Source organism: Clostridium tunisiense TJ, from assembly GCF_000300195.1.
GTDB classification, from domain to species: Bacteria; Bacillota; Clostridia; order Clostridiales; family Clostridiaceae; genus Clostridium_J; species Clostridium_J tunisiense.
The window spans coordinates 58,851-77,107 of the sequence record NZ_AMQH01000016.1 but is presented as its reverse complement, the minus strand read 5'-3'; the positions used below and the strand labels follow the sequence as shown (position 1 = coordinate 77,107).

Genomic DNA, 18,257 nt, shown 5'->3' with positions numbered 1-18,257 from the left:
AAGGATGTGATCACAGTGCAGAATAGAACCTGGAAGGTAGGTGAGCTATCTAAGCTCACAGGGCTTACAATAAGAACTCTTCACCATTACGATGAAATTGGGCTTTTGAGTCCAACCTCTAGAACCAGCTCTGGACATCGTTTATATGATGAAGGGGATATCATAAAACTACAGCAAATTATGTCACTGAAGGAATTGGATTTTTCTTTAGATAAAATAAAAGAGTTCTTAGAGAACCCTGAGTATAATCCTAAGGAAATTATAGAGATGCAAATTGAAAGGTTAAACCAAGAAATTAAACTCAAAGAAGAATTAAAGGGTCAGCTACAGGAACTATGGGAGGTTTTCCATTCCTGGAGGAAACCTAATTTAGAACAGTTTATTAACTCAATAGAATTAATTAAAAATCAAAAGAAATACTTTACTCAGGAACAAATCACCCTTATAAAAAAACAATATAATGAACTAAATAATAATGAAGCAGATAAGTATACTAGTAGTTGGGGCGAATTAATTTCTTTATTTCAATATGAAATGGAAAAGGGCACATCTGTAGATAATCCAACAGTGATTGAACTAGCAAGAAAATGGAAGGAAGCAATGGATTTTTTTACAGGGGGAGATACAGAAATTATAAGTTCAGCTGAACGATATTACTCAGACAATCCACATGCAGCAAAAGGAAGTGGTATCAGTGGAGAGCTTTATAAATATATGAAAGATGCATTAGCAAATATAAAATAGGCGGATATAAATACTGTAGTGTATTTATCCTCAGACTAATAATTAAAATTAAAAATCACTAGGAAGTAACCTTCCTAGTGATTTTTTATGTTCATAAGTTTGTTTTTCACTGTATAACTTTGTAACGGCTTAATTATGCCTTTAAATTAGGTTTTCTTTTTAAGAACCATAATCCACTGAAAATAACAAATGCTAAACCTAAGATTCCATAGGTGATGTTTGAGTACACATCCATAAATCCTAGGATTTCCCCCCAGGACTCACCAAGGGCTGCACCTGAACAAACCAGTATTATGTTCCAGATTAGGGTTCCTGCTGTGGTATAAAGTATAAAGAGACTGAACTTCATACCAGCCATACCAGCTGGTATTGAAATTAAACTTCGGATTAGTGGAACCATTCTGCAGAAAAAAATAGCTTTGTAACCGTAGCGAGTAAACCAAGAATTAGCTTTCTCAATATCACTAACTTTTAATCTAAGGATGTGCCCAAAGCGGGTGATTATTTTCTCCAGTTTTTTAACATTAAATACACGACCAATACCATAAAGTACAATAGCTCCTGCTACAGAACCAGCAGTTGCAGAGGTAACCACACCCATAATCGTCATCCCAGTATTTGTGGTCATAAATCCTCCGAAAGTAAGAATTACTTCTGAAGGTATAGGTGGAAAAACATTCTCTAATAAGATCATGAGAAAAGTACCAAGATAACCAAAGTTCTCCATAAAGTTAATAATCCAATTTTCCATATTAATAATCCTTTCTTGCTGTTAAAGTTTCATTTAAAAATACCAATTGCTTTTAAGCTTCAAGTCTTAGTTGTTTATTTTTTTTGATATAGCGGCATCGAAGACCTTATATAAGAAGAATAAACCTAAGAAGCCAACACCATATGCGGCAAGGGTGAATTCAAAAGCTGATAACCAGAAATAACCATGAAATACTGTATTAGTAAGAAGTGCTAAAACAATAACTAAGGCAATATCAACTAATACATAACCTATTAGGTAATAATGTATTGGCAGATTAAGAACACTGTTATTTTTGGAAATAGAAGAGAATTCTTGTACTCTAAACTGGTTTATTGCTATCTGGACAGCTTCTGCCTTTGTTTTTCCCTGTGACGAAAGGTCTGCAGCATAATCTTCCAAGTATGCCATGAGCTCAAGTTTGTCATCTTTACTCATTACTAAGTTATCGACATAAGTTTTAATGTCATCATATTTTTTATAATTTGCATTAACCTTTATGTGAGCTATATAATTCAAAACACTCCAAATTACTGCTGATAGAAATGCTGAACCATATGTTATCCATTGAGTTAATGGGGTAATGCTTGAGCTAATTTTTTCAAAATATAGGGATAATATAAAAATTACCATTGATAATAGTAGTAGCCACGAGTATTTGATATCCGATAAATTAAAAGTCTTTTTTAGAATATTTTTCATAAATAATCCTCCTAGATAAATTTCTCAACTATTTCAACTGTTTCTTTCCAATCTTTAATTGATTGATTCATTAAATTTATACCGCTTTCAGTAATCTTATAGTATTTACGCCTACCGCCACTGGACTCGTCACCCCAATAGGAAGCAATAGCTTCTTGTTTTTCTAATCTTTTTAAAGACAAGTATAAGGTTGCTTCTTGTATCTCAAACTTACCTTCAGTTCTTGTTTTTATTGTTCTAGAAATTTCATATCCGTAGTTATCATTTTCATTTAGAACACACAGAATAAGAATATCTATGGTTCCTTTCAACATTTCCTTATTCAAAATCAACCCTCCTTTATGTACTTAATAATGTTAGGTACATTACATAAATGAGTATATAATATATTACTTAACAATGCAAGGTACTTTTTATAAATAAGTACTTTTATTTATAACCAATTATAACTTCAGCAAGTTAAACTAATGAGATTGGCGTATTTAAATAGTATAAATAACATGAGATTAAATAAGAAAAATTGACAATAATTAATGTAAATGATAGGATAAATTAGGATACAAAATTATTTTAAAGGAGGAATATCTTATGAAAAAAAGATCACTATATAGTCTTTCATTTGGCATAGGGTATTCTACTGCTGTTTTTTTCTAAAATTTATTATTCAAGGGGTAAGTGCGCCCTTTTTTATAAGTTAATGATAAAATAATAATTTTAGAGGAGACATTTAAAATGAATAATAAAGAAAAGCTAGTAGTAAGATATAATCCGGAACCAGTTCCTGAACCTGTAGGACATTATAGTCATGTAACGAGGGTATCAAAGGATGCTGATTTATTTGTTTTTTCAGGACAAATAGGAATTGACTCCAATGATCATATTCCTTTAGACATGAATGAACAAGTAAAAAATACAATTAAAAACATAGATACTATTCTTAAAACAGAAAACTTAAGTTCAAGTAATGTTATTAAAGTTAATATATTGGCAACAGAAGAAATTGATTGGGTATATTTTGATTCTATTTGGGATGATTTTTTTCAAAGGGATTATCCATCAATGACAATTTCTTATGTTTCTGCTTTAGGCTTGACCTCTCTAAAAATAGAGATTGAAGTTTGGGCTGCTGGCTAATATTTGCTATCACTCTTTTTAAAATTTAATGAAGATCAAAACATCTTTTTATAATATAAAACAGTAATAAAGTAATATAAAAATACCGTACTATCCATAATGATATGCTCTCTTTAGAGTAGACAGTTCATAAATGGATCTTACGGTATTTTTTTATAATCTGAGAAGGTTGCAACTTTAAGCTTGAGTAGAACCACATAGCCTGAAAATTAGATTTTTCATTAGGTAGATAATATATTAAACCCTCCACTGTGGCACCAAGGTTTTAGTAGTGTGCTATAATGAAAAAAACAATTTTGATATGAAGAATACAGTATTTAATAAGTAAAAAGTAGATTTTGAGGTGAAAAGCATGGAGAAAGATAACAGAGAAGAATTGAAAGAAGCCTTAGAAGCTATAGCTTCAGCCATAAATGAAAGTGAAAAAATACATCCAAAGTTTCCAGAGGGTACTTCTCAACACACACTCCTTAGGAATAGGATAAAAGCCTTGTATATTTCAAAAGCCTTAATAGGGGAAGAAAATATTGTAGACAAATATACAAAAGAAGAGCTAAGAGAAGCATTACCCCCTGTAACTTCTCTTATGAGTAAATGTGAAAAAGCACACCAAAAGTTTCAAGAGGGAACCTATCATCATACCCGCTTAAAGAAAATAATAAAAGCTATGTATATTTCAAAAGCATTAATAGAAGAGGAACTTAGTAAAAGAAATTAAATCTTAGTTTTCATAAGAAGTCACCACAATAAAGCACCCCAGGCTAAGGTATTTCCTAGGGTGCTTTGACATTTTTATTGATTACAATTTATATCTACAGATGTTAGTTGGTTCCTGCTAGTTCTTTGAATTATAATATTTTAGGCTGTGAAAGTTATTTGGTAGTTAAATTACGAATATAGATATTCGAGGTTCCTAGATTTTTAAGTGATAGATTTTGGGCAGGGTAAGGACCACCAGGTAAATCTAGTTTATAGGGTTTTAGTTCCTCAGTTACAGCTACAAAAGTTAAAGGTTGGCCATTAAGAAGTACTACAACCTGAGAAGTCATACCTGTGTCTGTCTTTGCAAGGAACTTAATGCTGTTTATCTCTGAAGGTACACTGGGTAATGGATAGCTTCTACCAGGTACTATTTTTATTCCCCCATTAGAAGAGCATTGTTTTGATTCACAGCTTCTTAAAAATGGTACTTCAACTTGAACAAGCTTTTTAGATTTAACTGTTGCAGTTACTTTAACAGTGCAGTCTGAATTATTATTACAGCATATTCTTGTGCCTTCACTAACTTCACTACAACCACAAGTTGCATTATTAATTTCACAGCTTAAATCTCCACCTTCAGGTAGCATAAGGGTAACATTCTTATGAAAATCTATTACTTTTTTAAAACAGCTGTTATTACAACCGTTATTTGTTATGCGAAGAACTACTTTTATTTGCAATTTAACGTCAACTAAATTCTGCTGTTCATCTATTTTAGTTACATTCAATATAGAACATTTAGTTTCTAAAACCTCACATTGAAGCCCTTGGATCTTATTTGAAACTGGAATTTTTATTGTTTTTTCCATATCAAACATGCAGGAATCAAAGATTCTGGTTGTCTCTATACACATTCTATCTAATGGAGCTGGGCAAGGAAAGTTAATATTTCCTATAGCTACTCCAAGAGGAAGATTGCCAACAGTAATAGTATCCACTACTGTATTGGTGTTTGTAGCTATCACTGCTACCTTGTTATCACAGGCTCTTGTCACATAAGCAAAGCCTCCATCAGGTGTTATTGCTATGCCAAAAGGGCAGGGACCAACAGGAATACTCTTTATCACTGTATTTGCTCCTACATCTATAACAGACACCGTATTATCACCAACATTTGTAACATAAACAAAATTCCCATTTGGAGTTATAGCTACATTAGTAGGTCCAAGTCCAACGGTGATAGTTGTTATTACTGTATTAGTACTTAAATTTATTACAGATACTGTATTAGATAAAGAACTTTGACCTTGGTTTGCCACATAAGCAAAGTTACCATTTGGGGTTATTGCTATACCTTGAGGAAAATCTCCCACAGCAATGGTGGTTACTACTGTATTTGTAGCAGTGTCTATCACAGAAACATTATCTGATTTTGCATTAGTAATGTAAACGAAGTTTCCATCTGGAGTTATTGCAACTCCAACAGGATCTCTACCAACAGGTATGGTGGCTATAACTAAATTTGTATTTGTGTCTATTACAGAAACAGTGCCTGAAGTAGAAGTTGCAAGGCCGGAATTTGCCACATAAACATACCTACCATCTGGGGTTACTGCTATACCTGAGGGAAAATCCCCAACAGTTATAGTTGTTACAACAGTATTAGAGCAGGTGTCAATAACAGCTACCACATTATAAAGATTTGTTACATAAAGATACCTACCATCTGGAGTTATTGCAATAGCTTTTACAATATTATCAGGAGATAAAACAGGTATAGTATTTATCACTGTATTGTTACTTGTATCTATAACTGAAACTTTATTATTATCATTTGCCACATAAGCAAATGTAGGCATACTAATCATCTCCTATATTTTTGCCTGAATTTATTTTCTTACTATTATATATGCTTGGACATAGCAATAAGTTAATAGTTTCAGTAGTTATAGACTATAAAAAGTTATAGGTAATTTATGGACTTATATAAGGAGTAATTGCATTAACAAATCAGTAGTAAATCATGAAACATCAAAGAATATTATAAAGCTTTTTTTTTAGTTTTAAATAAGTAAGGTCATTAGAAAAAGGGATTATTTTTGCAAAAAAAAGAATTAAGGATTGGTATCCTTAATTCCTTTTAATTATCCTAAAGCTACATCTAAAAACATCATCACAGCAAATCCAATCATGGCTCCTATTGTAGCTATATCAGATTTTCTCTCTAACTGTGATTCTGGTATCAATTCTTCAACTACTACATATATCATTGCTCCTGCAGCAAAGGATAATGCATATGGAAGTATAGATTTCATTCCAATAACTGCAAATGCACCAATTACACCAGCTATAGGTTCAACAATCCCTGATGATTGCCCGTATAAAAAGCTTTTAGTTCTAGACAATCCTTCTCTTCTAAGAGGTATAGAAACTGCTGCTCCTTCTGGGAAATTTTGAAGTCCTATTCCAAGAGCCAATGCTATTGCACCAGCTAGAGAAGCTGATGGTAAATTTGCAGCTACTGCTCCAAAAGCTACTCCTACTGCTAATCCCTCAGGAATGTTGTGAAGGGTGATTGCAAGTACCAATAAAACGCTTCTTTGCCAACCAGTCTTTACACCTTCCGCCTTATCAGTGGGGGTTCCACTATGAAGATGGGGCATTACTTTATCTACAGTCCATAGGAAAGCCCCTCCAGCTAGAAAACCAACAACTGCAGGTAACCAAGCAGGAGTACCTGATTGCTCTGCCATTTCAATAGAGGGTTCTAATAAAGACCAAAAACTTGCGGCAATCATAACCCCAGCCGCAAAGCCTAACATTCCATTAAGTACTTTTTTATTGATAGTCTTAAAAACAAAAACTAAGGCTGCCCCTAATGCAGTTACAAACCAGGTGAAAAGTGTTGCTAGAAGTGCTTGAACCACTGGGTCTAGTCCAGTAAACCAATTAATCATAAAAAAACCTCCAAACTAAAAAAATATTATTCCATTAAAAATAATCACTACCTATTAATATATATATCTATTCTATATAAATAGTTTACCAAAAAATTCTTATTTAATCAATAATAATTATCAATTAATTATACTTATTAAATATTCAGTAGAAAATCATTGCTTAAAGAATTTTTATATATAGAAATAATAAATGATCGATTGTTTGTTGTAATCTCAGTTTTAGTACAACTCAAGAACTTCTTCAGCTTTTTTTCTAATTTCAGAGATAGCCTCAATTGGCTCAATTATTTCTATTGACTTACCATATCCAAAGGCAAATTCTACACCTTGCCAAAGGGAATCGAATTTAATTATAAGATAAGTATTGTCATCCTTTTGTAAGATTTCAGATATAGTTATAAATTGTCTTTCCTTAATATTGTTTAATATCTTGGGATTAATTTTAAAAGTAAAAGTAAATTTTGGAATTAAGCTTTTAAAGCTTTTTGTAGAATCTATCCAGTAACTCTTTAAATTAAAGTTATCTGGCCTATTAAAGGTATTGAGCGTTAGCAAAGCTGACTCAATAGAAGTAACTTTATAGGTTTTAATAATCTCATTATTTATTGCAACTAAATACCAAGTGCCCCGTTTACAAACTAATCCCAGTGGATTTAGTTCTACTTCTTTTACTGCATCTTTTTTTCTGTATAATATTTTTAATGTGTTGGAATTCCAGATAGCATTTTGTAACACAGAAAGAATATCTGTATTTAAGATAGTGCTAGGCTCGTTCCAAGTATTCATATCTACATAAATATAGTTTTGAAGGTTTTCAAATTCTTTTAGTTCATCTGAGGAAGAGTCTCCTAAAATCTTTAGAATTGTAGAGTCTTTAAGCTTTTCCTTACCTAAATCCTCTAAAATTTTATCCCCAGTTGGAAGAAATAAAGAGAAAAGTTCATTTTTATTTATTCCAGTAATAGAAGTTTTGTAGTCTCCAATAAGTTTAATTCCTCCATTTATGCCTTTATCAGCTACTATTGGAACTCCAATACCACTAAGGGTATCAATGTCTCTGTAAATAGTTCTAACAGATACCTCAAGTCTTTTTGATAACTCAGAAGCAGTTAACTTTTTATGTATTTGTAGTAACATTAATATAGAAATTAATCTGTCTGCTCTCATAAATTTCCTCCAATTATATGACATAGGATGTCAACTATTATAACGTATAATAAGTTATGAATCAAAGGATAATAGTTATTATTGTAAAACTAAAAATACAATACTCAAATAGGGGAGGAATTTATAATGAAGAGAAAAATAATTTTAAATTTAGCAGTGAGTCTTGATGGTTATATAGCTTCGGAAGATGGTGGATATGATTGGATAGTAGGAGATGGTGATGATACATTAAATACTGAAAAAAAGTATGACTTTGAAAAGTTTGTAGAAGAAGTGGATACTGTAATTATGGGTAAAAATTGTTATGATCAAAATATGCACAAAGATTATAGCAGTAAAAAAGTATATATAGCAACCACAGAAAATATGGAAAATCACGACAATCTTCACTTTATAAGTGGAGATATATGTAAGGTAATTGAAGAGGAAAGAATGAAGGAAGGCAAAGACATATATTTGTATGGTGGTGGAGTTGTTGTTGATAGCTTTATTAAAGCAGACATTATCGACGAATATATCATTGGCATAATTCCTATAATATTAGGCAAAGGAAGACCACTATTTTTAGGAAACAATCCAACAATAAGATTACATTTGGATGAGTACATTACGGACAATGGTATTGTTATTTTAAGATACAGCAAGGTCTAGGAGGTTTTCAAACTTCACTTAATTAGCTATGGTATGTGAATATACTAAAAAACTCTTGTCTATTAGAATTAGGCAAGAGTTTTTTTAAAAAGTATAACTAAATTACTTATTAATACGTATATTATAGGGATCTATGGTGGAGTTTTAACTTGTTCATTATAAATGAAGTTCATATCTATAAACACTTAAGGGAACCAGGGTAGGACTGATGTATAAGTTAAGTTTAATTTTTGGTTTCCTATATAATGAATTTTACTAAGAAGATTGCTTTTTTCTAATAAAAAATAAATAATAGTAATTATATAAGTGATAACACCATAGATAATATTAAATAGATAAGGAGAATAATAATGAATAAAGAATTATTTCATTCATTGGTGGGTAAAAGCATTTACTTTAAACCCTTAAATACAGAAGATGCTCATAAAGTACATGATTATGCATCAGATAAGGAAGTTAAGAAGTATATTGGTTGGAATTTAATGAAGTCCCTTGAGGAAACTACTGAATTTGTTAGAACTATGATAAAACGTGAGGAAGCTGATACTCATCTATACGCATCTGTTGCTTTAAAATCCACAGATGAAGTTATAGGCACAGTAATGTTATTTAATTTTGATAAAATAGCAAATAAAGCTGAAATTGGTTATGTTTTTCATAAGAACCACTGGGGCAAAGGATATGGTTCAGATAGTCTATCCTTAGTGAGTGATTTTGCCTTTGAATCGCTTAAACTACATAAACTACACGCTACTGTAATAGATGCAAACATTGGCTCTGCTAAAATATTAGAAAAGGACGGATTTGAGCTAGAGGGAAATTTAAAAGATCATTTTTATATAGAAGATCAATACTATGGAGCATTACTCTATGGTAAATTTAATAGCAAATAGATAGTTAGAAATTGTTTATATTTAGTTCATTGGATGTAAGAGTTGTATCTTTATAAAAGAAAAAATTGTGAAATTGCAGGAGCTTCTAAAGAGTTTCAAATAAGAACTAGATATTACCAAAAACATACTTGCAAAAATGATACTCTTTGATTATAAATAGCCCTAATCAAAATGACTAGGGTTATTTTCTTGCAAAAAAATCACTGACATTTAATTGTCAGTGACTATTTCATCTTTGTATTCTACGGATTCTCCTAATTCCCCCGCATATTTAAAGCCTTGCTTTGCTAGAATAACAGCAAAAATTTCGTTTATAACAGCTGCAGCAGCTATAGTACCCTGAATAATTTCAGCATATTCTGGTGCAGGTCCTATTAAGGTGTTCACAGCTATTCCAGTGAAAATTAAGGATACTCCTGAGTGGGGTAAAAGAGTTAATCCTAAATATTTTTTTACCGTATCAGGGGCATTACTTTTAACAGCTCCAAAGTAAGAACCACCAATTTTTCCTATGGCACGAGAAATTATATAAACTGCTGTAAATAAACCAGCTCCTATTATTAAATGATAATCTAGCGGTGCTCCAAGGTTTAATATAACTATAATCATAGCTATAGCTATGATTGGATTAACAGCCTCCATTACCTCACTTAACCTTTTCTTCGAAATCATATTAGAAAATACTGCAGAGAAAGTTACTCCAACGAGCATTAAGTTCATAACTGGAGAAGGAAGTATATAGTTATTTATAAAGATGCCCACTGCTGCAGTTCCTAGTATACAACTTAAAGCAATTATTGTTGTACTTTTTCTATTACTTTCTTTTTTTAGAGCTTTTCCTGATATAAAGCCAGCAATTGTTCCCACAACAATAGGGAGCAAAATCATTAATGGCACAAAATATATAGGAAAACTTGTGTCGGAAACTAGTTTAGTAACTATCCCCATTACAATAAAGAATACTAATAAGCCAATAACGTCATCTAGTGCTGCTAAAGGTATTAAAGTCTTGGTTACAGGTCCTTTAGCTTTATATTCATTTATAATTGATAGAGAAGGGGCAGGAGCTGTTGCTAAAGCAATTGCACCAAAAATAAAGGCTAAATAAAAGGGAATATCCATAAAAACAAATAAAAGCCCAAAGGCAAGGGTTACAACAAGGAAGGCTCCTAGAGCTTCTGTAAAGCAAATAACTAATATCTGTTTACCAGACTCCTTTAAGTCCTTCCAGATAAGCTCAGTTCCTATCATAAGACCTACTGCAACTTCCCCAAGGTTTATTAGAATATGAAACCAAGGTTTATTCATCATATCATTACTCATAAATCCAAGGGCATAGGGGCCGATGATCATACCTGTGATTAACCACCCTAAAATTGCAGGTAATTTAACTTTTGCCACAAGCTTACCAACAAAAATTGCCATAAACACAAAGACAATTAATAAAATTACTTGTTTTAACATAGTCTTTCCTCCAAAGTTTTATTTAAGGCATCTTCAAAAAATAAGTAAGTCAATCTGATCGTCTATTTTGTGCTATACTGCGTCAACAAAACCCTTTGATAGCTCCACTATCTGCGGAACCTGTTTCCTTGTCAGCACAAGCCTGCTTGTGAACACAAAATAGTCTTCACATCTTCGACTTGTTATTTATTTTCAGAGTCTAATAATTCCATATAAAATTATATTTAACATATGACTAAAAGCTTTATCCTGCTGGGCTATAACATCAGCGTAATTATCTTTTCTTTCTTTATATATAGATTTAAATTTTAGTTGAAGATAATTACCGAATTCTAAAATCATATTTAGAGCATTGTCCTTATCTATATTGTCCTTTAGCTGACTATCCTCAAGAATTCTATTTAAAAATTTTTTATTTGTATCATCTAGTACCTTTTTTAAGTTTTTTATATCATCCTCTAAACCCTCTGGCGGATTGAATACTGCAGATATAAAGATTTGGTTATAATAACTATTTTCTTTAAAAAACTCTAATCTCTTATTTAAATAATTATTTAGTTCCACATCTATTCCTCTGCCTTGCCACTGAAAATTTTCTTCCAAATACTTGCTTAGTTCCTCAAAGCATTTCTCAGCACAAATTAAAAATAATTCTTCTTTATTCTTGTAGTAATGAAACAATAACCCTTTAGAGATATTATTGGTTTTACATACATTGTTTAAGGATGCAGCTACATACTCATTAGTACCAAATTCTTTAATGCAGCCATTGATTATTTTTTCTTTACTCAATTCATTTTTTTCTTCTCTATTCATATACATCACCTTTCAAACCATGTAGTCTGTTTTTATTTTATCAAAAACAAACCATGTGGTCAATGATTTCTGGTGGAAGGATTTTGAAAGATGAATATTATAAATTCTCACCTTTAACCCTATACTGTATCACCTAATGATAAATTTAAATTAATAAACCACCACATTAAGCATGAACTTAATGTGGTGGTTTTGTATCTTAACTATAGTAAAAAAGTTATTTTCCACGGTGTTTTATAGTTTATTTTAAACTTATATTTTCTTTTATATCTAGTACTCCATAGTAAGATTTAGCAGTAGATGAGGGATTTCTCAATTATAAATATTTGCCAGCTAAAGAGTTTTTTAATCTACGGCCTCACTGACCATTACTTTTTCTGGAGAAAATTTTATCTGTGATACAAGTATTCCTGCAAGGATAAGAGCACAGCCAAGATAGCCTCTACCACTCATGCTCTCTCCAAGAAGAACTGCACCACCAATTGCACCAAAAACCGATTCCATACTTAATATAATTGCAGCATGAGAAGGTTTAGCATCCTTTTGTGCTACTACCTGAAGGGTATAAGCTACTCCTACTGAAAGAAGACCACCGTAAATTATAGGTATAAAAGCACTTGAAATACCACTGATTGTTATATCTTCAAATATGAAAGCAGTTATAAGACTCAAAATAGAGCAAGTTGCAAACTGAATAAAGGAAAGCTTTAAAGGATTTACTCGTTTGGTAAAGTTGTCTATTGCCAATATGTGTACAGCCCAGAAAATTGCACCTATAACCTCAAGAAGGTCACCATAGCTTATGCTGAAATTTTCATTTATACTTAAAAGATAAAGTCCTATAATTGCAAGGATAACTCCAACCCAGGAGTTTTTACCAATTTTATGTTTTAAAAATATGCCTATAATTGGAACGAACACCATGTAAAGCCCTGTTATAAAGCTTGCGTTACCTACTGTTGTATAGAAAAGTCCCACTTGTTGAAGGGTTGCACCAGCATATAAAATCAAACCCACCAATATTCCAGGGAGTAACGTGGCTTTTAAATTTGGTTTTTCTGTACTTTCCTCACTATTTTCTTTTCTTTTATCTAAAAAAATAATTAAAGGTATTAATGATAGAGCTCCAAGAGCAAACCTAATTCCGTTGAAGGTGAAGGCTCCTACAAATTGGGAACCTACTCTTTGTGCAACAAAGGCAAAGCCCCAAATTGCAGCGGTAAGAATTAGAAGCAGGTTAGCAACTAATCTTTTATTATTCATTTAATCATCTCCTTCATTACACTAAGATTTTTTATTCGTTACTTTAATCATACCATTTTTTTTACTTGAATTTATTTGTACAAAATATAAATATAATAATGAATTTTTGTACTTTGTACAATTGTATTTTTATAAAGTTGGAAATATAAAAAGAACCTTAGAAGTATTTTTATTCTATAGGTTCTTTAGAGCTTTTAAGATTTTAGAGTTAGTATGAAGTAATCCTTCACATATTTGGCTTATTATTTATTTTCGAATACCTTAGAGTTTTTCACTTCAGTCTACAGGTTATATATCTTATACAACTTTACTGCTATTGACAGCTGCTCATAGAAGCTTCCTTCACAATCCTCCATGTTTAACAGTTCTTTTATTTTACCGATTCTATATCTAATTGTGTTTTTATGCAAAAATAAAGTATTTGCAGTTTCAATTATTTTTCCGTCATTTTCAATATATTTTATGGCTGTAGGAAAGAGCTCAGTATTGTATTTTTCATCATAACTTTTAATAGGATGTATTATTCTATTGTAAAAGCCTTGCATCCAAGTCTCATCTACAAAGGGCATAAGGATGCTGAAAATTCCAATGTCATTAAAATAATTAAAGGATAGAGTGGAAACCTCACCAGTTTTTTGAGCAAAAAGGCTTTCCTTTATTCCTTGATCTAGTTCCACAAGGGTGTAGTGGAGGCTACTTACTCCAATATAGTAATCTGGAGCCTTAATGCCAAGAGTATTTATCAGATGATCTACACTGTTTTTAAAGTTTTTTAGCTCTATCCTATCCTCAGTAAAAATAATCAACAGCCCATTTCTGTATTTCAAAGCAGTGCTGTGAAGTCCAATTTTCTTTTTTCTTTTTAGGCTCTCAATAGAACTTATTATGCCATCGCTATGAATATATTTTATATTTTTGCAATAAAGCACAAAAAAGTTTTCTTTAAAGCTGCTGTTAATCTCTAAGGCTATTTCCTTTACTGTGGTTTTATTTAGGCTCTTTTTAATAAGAATATCAATTTTGGATTCCATTAGTTCATGATTTTCTGAAAATCGTATTTTATCCATTACCTCTGTAATAATATCTTCAAAATAAACACTATTATCAAAGATAAATATAGGAAAGGAATTTTTATTTGAATAATCTATAACCTCCATAGGGAGATCCTTATAATAAATATTCTTGAAGGCTAAACCACTGGCACCATCTTTAATTAATTCTTTAACAGCTTCCAATATAAACTCTGGATTATCCCTTGCAAATAAAAGACTAGTAAGGACAAATTCCCCTTTATTAAAGACCCACTCTGATTTGGAGAAGAATTCCCAATCAAGTATGCCAACTTTTTCAACTTGTCTGTTTAGTCCGCTAATGCCTGAAATTAATCTAAAGTTTTTAAAGGTTTCTAGTTTTGTTGCTTCAATTATAGTTATAGCCATGTAAAATTCTCCTTTCCAATAGAAGCTTTGAAGTAAATCAATTAGGTGTTCAGGTTACAGCAACACACTGAATACTACTACCTTAACAGGTATATAATAGCACCTATAATTTATTATTTTTTCTGTAATCACAGCAAATAAAGCCAACTTTATTGTATAGCTCCAATTCTGATTCAACTGAATTAACAAAACATAAATACATATCATGCTCTTTTACCTTTTTAAGTGCTTGTGTTAAGGTCACTCCAACAAACTCATCCTTATGAGCTTTTTCAGTTGTTGAAACCAGATATATACCGCAAAGATCATCATATAATCTTAAAAAGGCAGCGGTAGAAACTGGTTTCCCATTAATAGTTCCTAAAATCAACCTAAATTCATAATCCTCATTAGATACAATTTCCATTAATTTTTCAAGGAATTCACTTCTTCTATCAACATTGATATCTAATCCTTCTGCAAGGGTTGTACACCAAATATGCTTTTTCTCCATGGTGTCAGCAACTTCAGTTTTGAAATCTTCAGAAATTTCTATGGAGCCACTTTCATTTCCATTAAGAATATACAAGCAGTGGGACTCTTCAGTGATAGCTGGCAAATCTTCTCTCAAAGCTTTAGTAGCTTCTTGGAATTTTTTATCACATTCATCATGCCATTCTATAAACACTTTAGGGGTTCCAGAAATTATTCCAAACCAATCGGTGTAAACTCCTTCATGTATAAATCCACATTTTTTTGCAAGGCCTGGTGACATGCTGTTTCCATCTACAATTGTAAGGAAGGGCACATGACCTGATTTTAATATCTTGTTAGTAAGGTCAAGGGTAACCTGTTCTGCATAGTCTCTTCCTCTGTATTCTTCCTTAGTATACATAATACCCATTGAATTATCGTTGTGTATAAGTACCCAGGAAGCAATGTCACCATCAACATATATGGCAGAAGAAGGTCTATTTTCAATATCGTCTTTTATTTTGTCAAGGCTTATCTCGTCTTTGTAGGTGTAGTAATGGTTTATAATCTCTGCATCTTTTATATCAATTGGTCTCACTTGATTTTTAATTCTACTTAAATCAACTTCTTTATTAGGATAATAATAAAGTGCATTTAAGCTTTCCCAATTAACCAGAAATTTACTTCTTATTTTTTCAGCTATAGGTCTGTGTACTGCTCTGAATCCATAAAAGCCATCCTCTTTATACAAGGTATCAAGAACTTCATTAAGAAAATCATCATTTTCAGTGTATAAGCTGCTAAAATAATCCTTTCTTGCTACAACTCCTGTAGGATTGACTTCATTATCAACATAAACTTCAGCATCAGGTACATTTTCTAAAAAACCAATTAGGTTAAGATTAATAATTTTATTTTTATTTAAAAAGTCATATATTGGTTTTCCGTAGGTAGTTTTAATTATCATATGTATCCCCCCATATATTAAACCAGCATTGGGTAGACTCTTTAAAAAGTCCACATATGTATAATTCTACCATTTGACCTAGAGCTTTCAAAGAAAATTTTTATAAAACTCTCCCATTATCTTCATTTTATTAATCAAAGTATTCTTAATTGCTTCTAAACTCCTTATTAAAAAGAGGGAGCAAGCAAATAATAAACATAATTACTCCAATGGCTATGAAGGTATACTGAACATTTAGACTTTCGCCTATAATTCCTGAGGCAGCAAAGCCCACTGGCATTCCAATCAATCCAATAGTTTGCATGGTGGAAATAACTCTTCCCATTTTTTCTTTTGGGGTATGAGTTTGTATTACAGACATACCTGTTGCAGAAATTATAGGTAGACAAGCTCCCATGAGAGCACTAAAGATTACAGCTAAAAGTAAGGTATTAACAAAGCCAAGTGCTATAATACTTCCAGCAAAAACTAAGAAACCAGCTATTATAACAGTACTTTTCTTAAATTTATGACCTATTTGACCAACAATAAGTGAACCAAGTACTGTTCCTACCATTATAGCTATTCCCATTACGCTGTAGCCTTGTTCTCCAGAATTTAAGATTTTATCTGAATACACTGGCATAAGCACATTAAAAGGTGCCAAAAGTATGTTTATAGCTGCACCAATTAGCATATTAATAAAAATTAGTGAATTTGTTTTTATAACCTTTAAGCCTTCAAAGAGTTCTGAAAAAAACTTAGAAAAATTAAGCTTCTCAGTACTGCTTATAACCTTTTCTATATTCGCAATTAAAGCAGTTATACCTGATATTATAAAGGTTGCTGCATCTATTAAAATTGCAATCCCTACGCCCCAAAGCCCGATTATGGCAGCAGCAATTCCCATACCTAAGATTTCAGCAATAGCCCCAGAGGCTTGGCTTAAGGAATTTGCTGTTAGGTAGTGTTCTTTTTTAATTAATACCTGCATTGCACTTGAACGGGCAGGGGAGGAGAATACCTCACAAATTGAATTAAAAAAGGCAAAGGCAAAAAGTTGCCACACCTGTAAGCTATCTACTATGAATAAAATTGCAATTATGGCTGTAGAAATTCCTCTAAGGAAGTCCATTAACACCATTACCTTCTTTTTATCCATTCTATCCACAAAAACTCCTGCAGCCATTCCAAATAAAGAAGGAATAGCACTAACTGCCATTACTGACCCCATCAAAAGTGTAGATCCTGTAAGTTTATACATAAGCCACATAAAGGCTATCCCATCTAGGGCATCTCCAAACCTAGATATTGTCCTACCTATCCAAACCTTTAAAAAATCAGGATAATCTTTTAAAACTATAAACCCACTCTTTTTAGTTACTTCAACACTCGCTTCCATTCTCCATATCCCCCTCAACATCATGCTTTCTAAACAATGCATAGCCAAACATATAGGCTCTCGCATTCTCTCTTTGTTCCTTATCTTTCATATACCCAGTAATAAGCTCAGTAAGCTCTTCTACTTCCTCATCTGTTAAGTAAGTTAATCCATAGTTTAATTGTTTCTTTTCGCCTTTAGTTTTACTTTTCATTGATTCTAAAAAATCTTCATGCATTATGGAAATCAAGTTTTCACTTGCTTTTTCATATTCGTCTTCCTCAAGTATCCCAATATCTTTTTTTACTTTAAATATTTCTGCTGTTGGAAGATAGAACTTCTCTATAATGCCACCTTTTTCTTTTGTTTCAACAATTTCTAAAACTCCGATTCTCTCTAGTTCCTTCACATGATAGTGGACCTTTGAAGGTACTTCCTGTAGCTTCACTGCCATTTGCTTTACTGTTAAAGATCCACTTTCTTTATTAAATAAAACTAGTATCTTAAATCTGAAAGGGTCGGAAATCACCTTTATTTCTTCTAATGTGCTTAGTACTTTTTCTTTTCGCATAATTCACCTCAAATAAATTTTATCGATAAAATAAATTTTATCGAGTAATATATTTTTATTGTATGCGTAAAGGATAGCATTGTAAACAGTTAATTTGAAATTTTCTGAATAATACTTTCGACAATAAGTATTAGAGTTAGAAGCAAAAATAATCCCCCAATCCTGAAGGGAAAGGGGGATTATTTAGATTAGTTTTACCTCTGAAGTCTATATCAAATTC

Annotated in this window: 18 protein-coding genes; 5 read left to right on the top strand and 13 right to left on the bottom strand. The window is 31.8% G+C overall.

The window, feature by feature from the left end:
- Window positions 1–15: 15 nt before the first annotated feature.
- A complete protein-coding gene (locus tag C661_RS0117040) occupies window positions 16–744 on the top strand; it encodes a MerR family transcriptional regulator (protein WP_017416561.1) in 729 nt (242 codons plus the stop codon).
- A 133-nt stretch (window positions 745–877) separates the two neighbouring features.
- On the opposite strand, the gene C661_RS0117035 is transcribed toward C661_RS0117040, so the two are convergent.
- The 3 genes from C661_RS0117035 to C661_RS0117025 all read right to left on the bottom strand — a co-directional run bounded on the left by C661_RS0117035 (window position 878) and on the right by C661_RS0117025 (window position 2,523).
- Window positions 878–1,495 carry a DedA family protein gene (locus C661_RS0117035; protein ID WP_017416560.1) on the bottom strand — a complete coding sequence of 206 codons (618 nt, stop codon included), beginning with the start codon at window positions 1,493–1,495 and terminating at the stop codon, window positions 878–880.
- 66 nt (window positions 1,496–1,561) lie between these two features.
- Window positions 1,562–2,197: a hypothetical protein gene (locus tag C661_RS0117030; protein ID WP_017416559.1), complete on the bottom strand. Its 636-nt coding sequence runs from the start codon at window positions 2,195–2,197 to the stop codon at window positions 1,562–1,564.
- 11 nt (window positions 2,198–2,208) lie between these two features.
- Window positions 2,209–2,523 (bottom strand): PadR family transcriptional regulator, encoded by a 315-nt coding sequence (locus tag C661_RS0117025; RefSeq protein WP_017416558.1) that lies wholly within the window; start codon window positions 2,521–2,523, stop codon window positions 2,209–2,211.
- A 406-nt stretch (window positions 2,524–2,929) separates the two neighbouring features.
- On the opposite strand from C661_RS0117025, the gene C661_RS0117020 reads away from it, so the two are divergent.
- Complete coding sequence (locus C661_RS0117020) at window positions 2,930–3,331, top strand: RidA family protein (protein WP_017416557.1); 402 nt, start codon at window positions 2,930–2,932, stop codon at window positions 3,329–3,331.
- Window positions 3,332–3,683: 352 nt separating this feature from the next.
- Window positions 3,684–4,049, top strand: a complete 366-nt coding sequence (locus C661_RS0117015; protein WP_017416556.1) for a hypothetical protein — start codon at window positions 3,684–3,686, stop codon at window positions 4,047–4,049.
- A 154-nt stretch (window positions 4,050–4,203) separates the two neighbouring features.
- Here the strand turns inward: C661_RS0117015 and C661_RS23240 are convergent, their stop codons facing one another.
- From C661_RS23240 to C661_RS0117000, 3 genes are all read right to left on the bottom strand, one after another.
- On the bottom strand, window positions 4,204–5,892 hold the full coding sequence (locus C661_RS23240) for a YncE family protein (protein ID WP_017416555.1): 1,689 nt from the start codon (window positions 5,890–5,892) through the stop codon (window positions 4,204–4,206).
- 285 nt (window positions 5,893–6,177) lie between these two features.
- Window positions 6,178–6,987 (bottom strand): ZIP family metal transporter, encoded by an 810-nt coding sequence (locus C661_RS0117005; protein WP_026051103.1) that lies wholly within the window; start codon window positions 6,985–6,987, stop codon window positions 6,178–6,180.
- A gap of 225 nt (window positions 6,988–7,212) precedes the next feature.
- Window positions 7,213–8,160, bottom strand: a complete 948-nt coding sequence (locus tag C661_RS0117000) for a helix-turn-helix transcriptional regulator (protein WP_017416553.1) — start codon at window positions 8,158–8,160, stop codon at window positions 7,213–7,215.
- A 126-nt stretch (window positions 8,161–8,286) separates the two neighbouring features.
- On the opposite strand from C661_RS0117000, the gene C661_RS0116995 reads away from it, so the two are divergent.
- Together C661_RS0116995 and C661_RS0116990 are read left to right on the top strand one after the other, a co-directional pair.
- Window positions 8,287–8,811, top strand: a complete 525-nt coding sequence (locus C661_RS0116995) for a dihydrofolate reductase family protein (RefSeq protein ID WP_017416552.1) — start codon at window positions 8,287–8,289, stop codon at window positions 8,809–8,811.
- A 350-nt stretch (window positions 8,812–9,161) separates the two neighbouring features.
- Window positions 9,162–9,704: a GNAT family N-acetyltransferase gene (locus C661_RS0116990; RefSeq protein WP_017416551.1), complete on the top strand. Its 543-nt coding sequence runs from the start codon at window positions 9,162–9,164 to the stop codon at window positions 9,702–9,704.
- A 210-nt stretch (window positions 9,705–9,914) separates the two neighbouring features.
- On the opposite strand, the gene C661_RS22210 is transcribed toward C661_RS0116990, so the two are convergent.
- The 7 genes from C661_RS22210 to C661_RS22900 all read right to left on the bottom strand — a co-directional run bounded on the left by C661_RS22210 (window position 9,915) and on the right by C661_RS22900 (window position 18,037).
- On the bottom strand, window positions 9,915–11,168 hold the full coding sequence (locus C661_RS22210) for a cation:proton antiporter (protein ID WP_017416549.1): 1,254 nt from the start codon (window positions 11,166–11,168) through the stop codon (window positions 9,915–9,917).
- A gap of 192 nt (window positions 11,169–11,360) precedes the next feature.
- Window positions 11,361–11,984 carry a TetR/AcrR family transcriptional regulator gene (locus C661_RS0116975; protein ID WP_017416548.1) on the bottom strand — a complete coding sequence of 208 codons (624 nt, stop codon included), beginning with the start codon at window positions 11,982–11,984 and terminating at the stop codon, window positions 11,361–11,363.
- Between the two features lie 345 nt (window positions 11,985–12,329).
- Complete coding sequence (locus C661_RS0116970) at window positions 12,330–13,247, bottom strand: DMT family transporter (RefSeq protein ID WP_017416547.1); 918 nt, start codon at window positions 13,245–13,247, stop codon at window positions 12,330–12,332.
- 281 nt (window positions 13,248–13,528) lie between these two features.
- Window positions 13,529–14,686, bottom strand: coding sequence for a PucR family transcriptional regulator (locus C661_RS0116965; protein WP_017416546.1), 1,158 nt, complete (start codon window positions 14,684–14,686; stop codon window positions 13,529–13,531).
- A gap of 103 nt (window positions 14,687–14,789) precedes the next feature.
- Complete coding sequence (locus tag C661_RS0116960) at window positions 14,790–16,106, bottom strand: GNAT family N-acetyltransferase (RefSeq protein ID WP_017416545.1); 1,317 nt, start codon at window positions 16,104–16,106, stop codon at window positions 14,790–14,792.
- 145 nt (window positions 16,107–16,251) lie between these two features.
- Window positions 16,252–17,487: an MFS transporter gene (locus C661_RS0116950; protein ID WP_017416543.1), complete on the bottom strand. Its 1,236-nt coding sequence runs from the start codon at window positions 17,485–17,487 to the stop codon at window positions 16,252–16,254.
- Window positions 17,471–18,037, bottom strand: a complete 567-nt coding sequence (locus tag C661_RS22900) for a helix-turn-helix domain-containing protein (protein ID WP_017416542.1) — start codon at window positions 18,035–18,037, stop codon at window positions 17,471–17,473. The genes C661_RS0116950 and C661_RS22900 overlap by 17 nt, the downstream gene beginning before the upstream one ends.
- Window positions 18,038–18,257 lie beyond the last annotated feature (220 nt).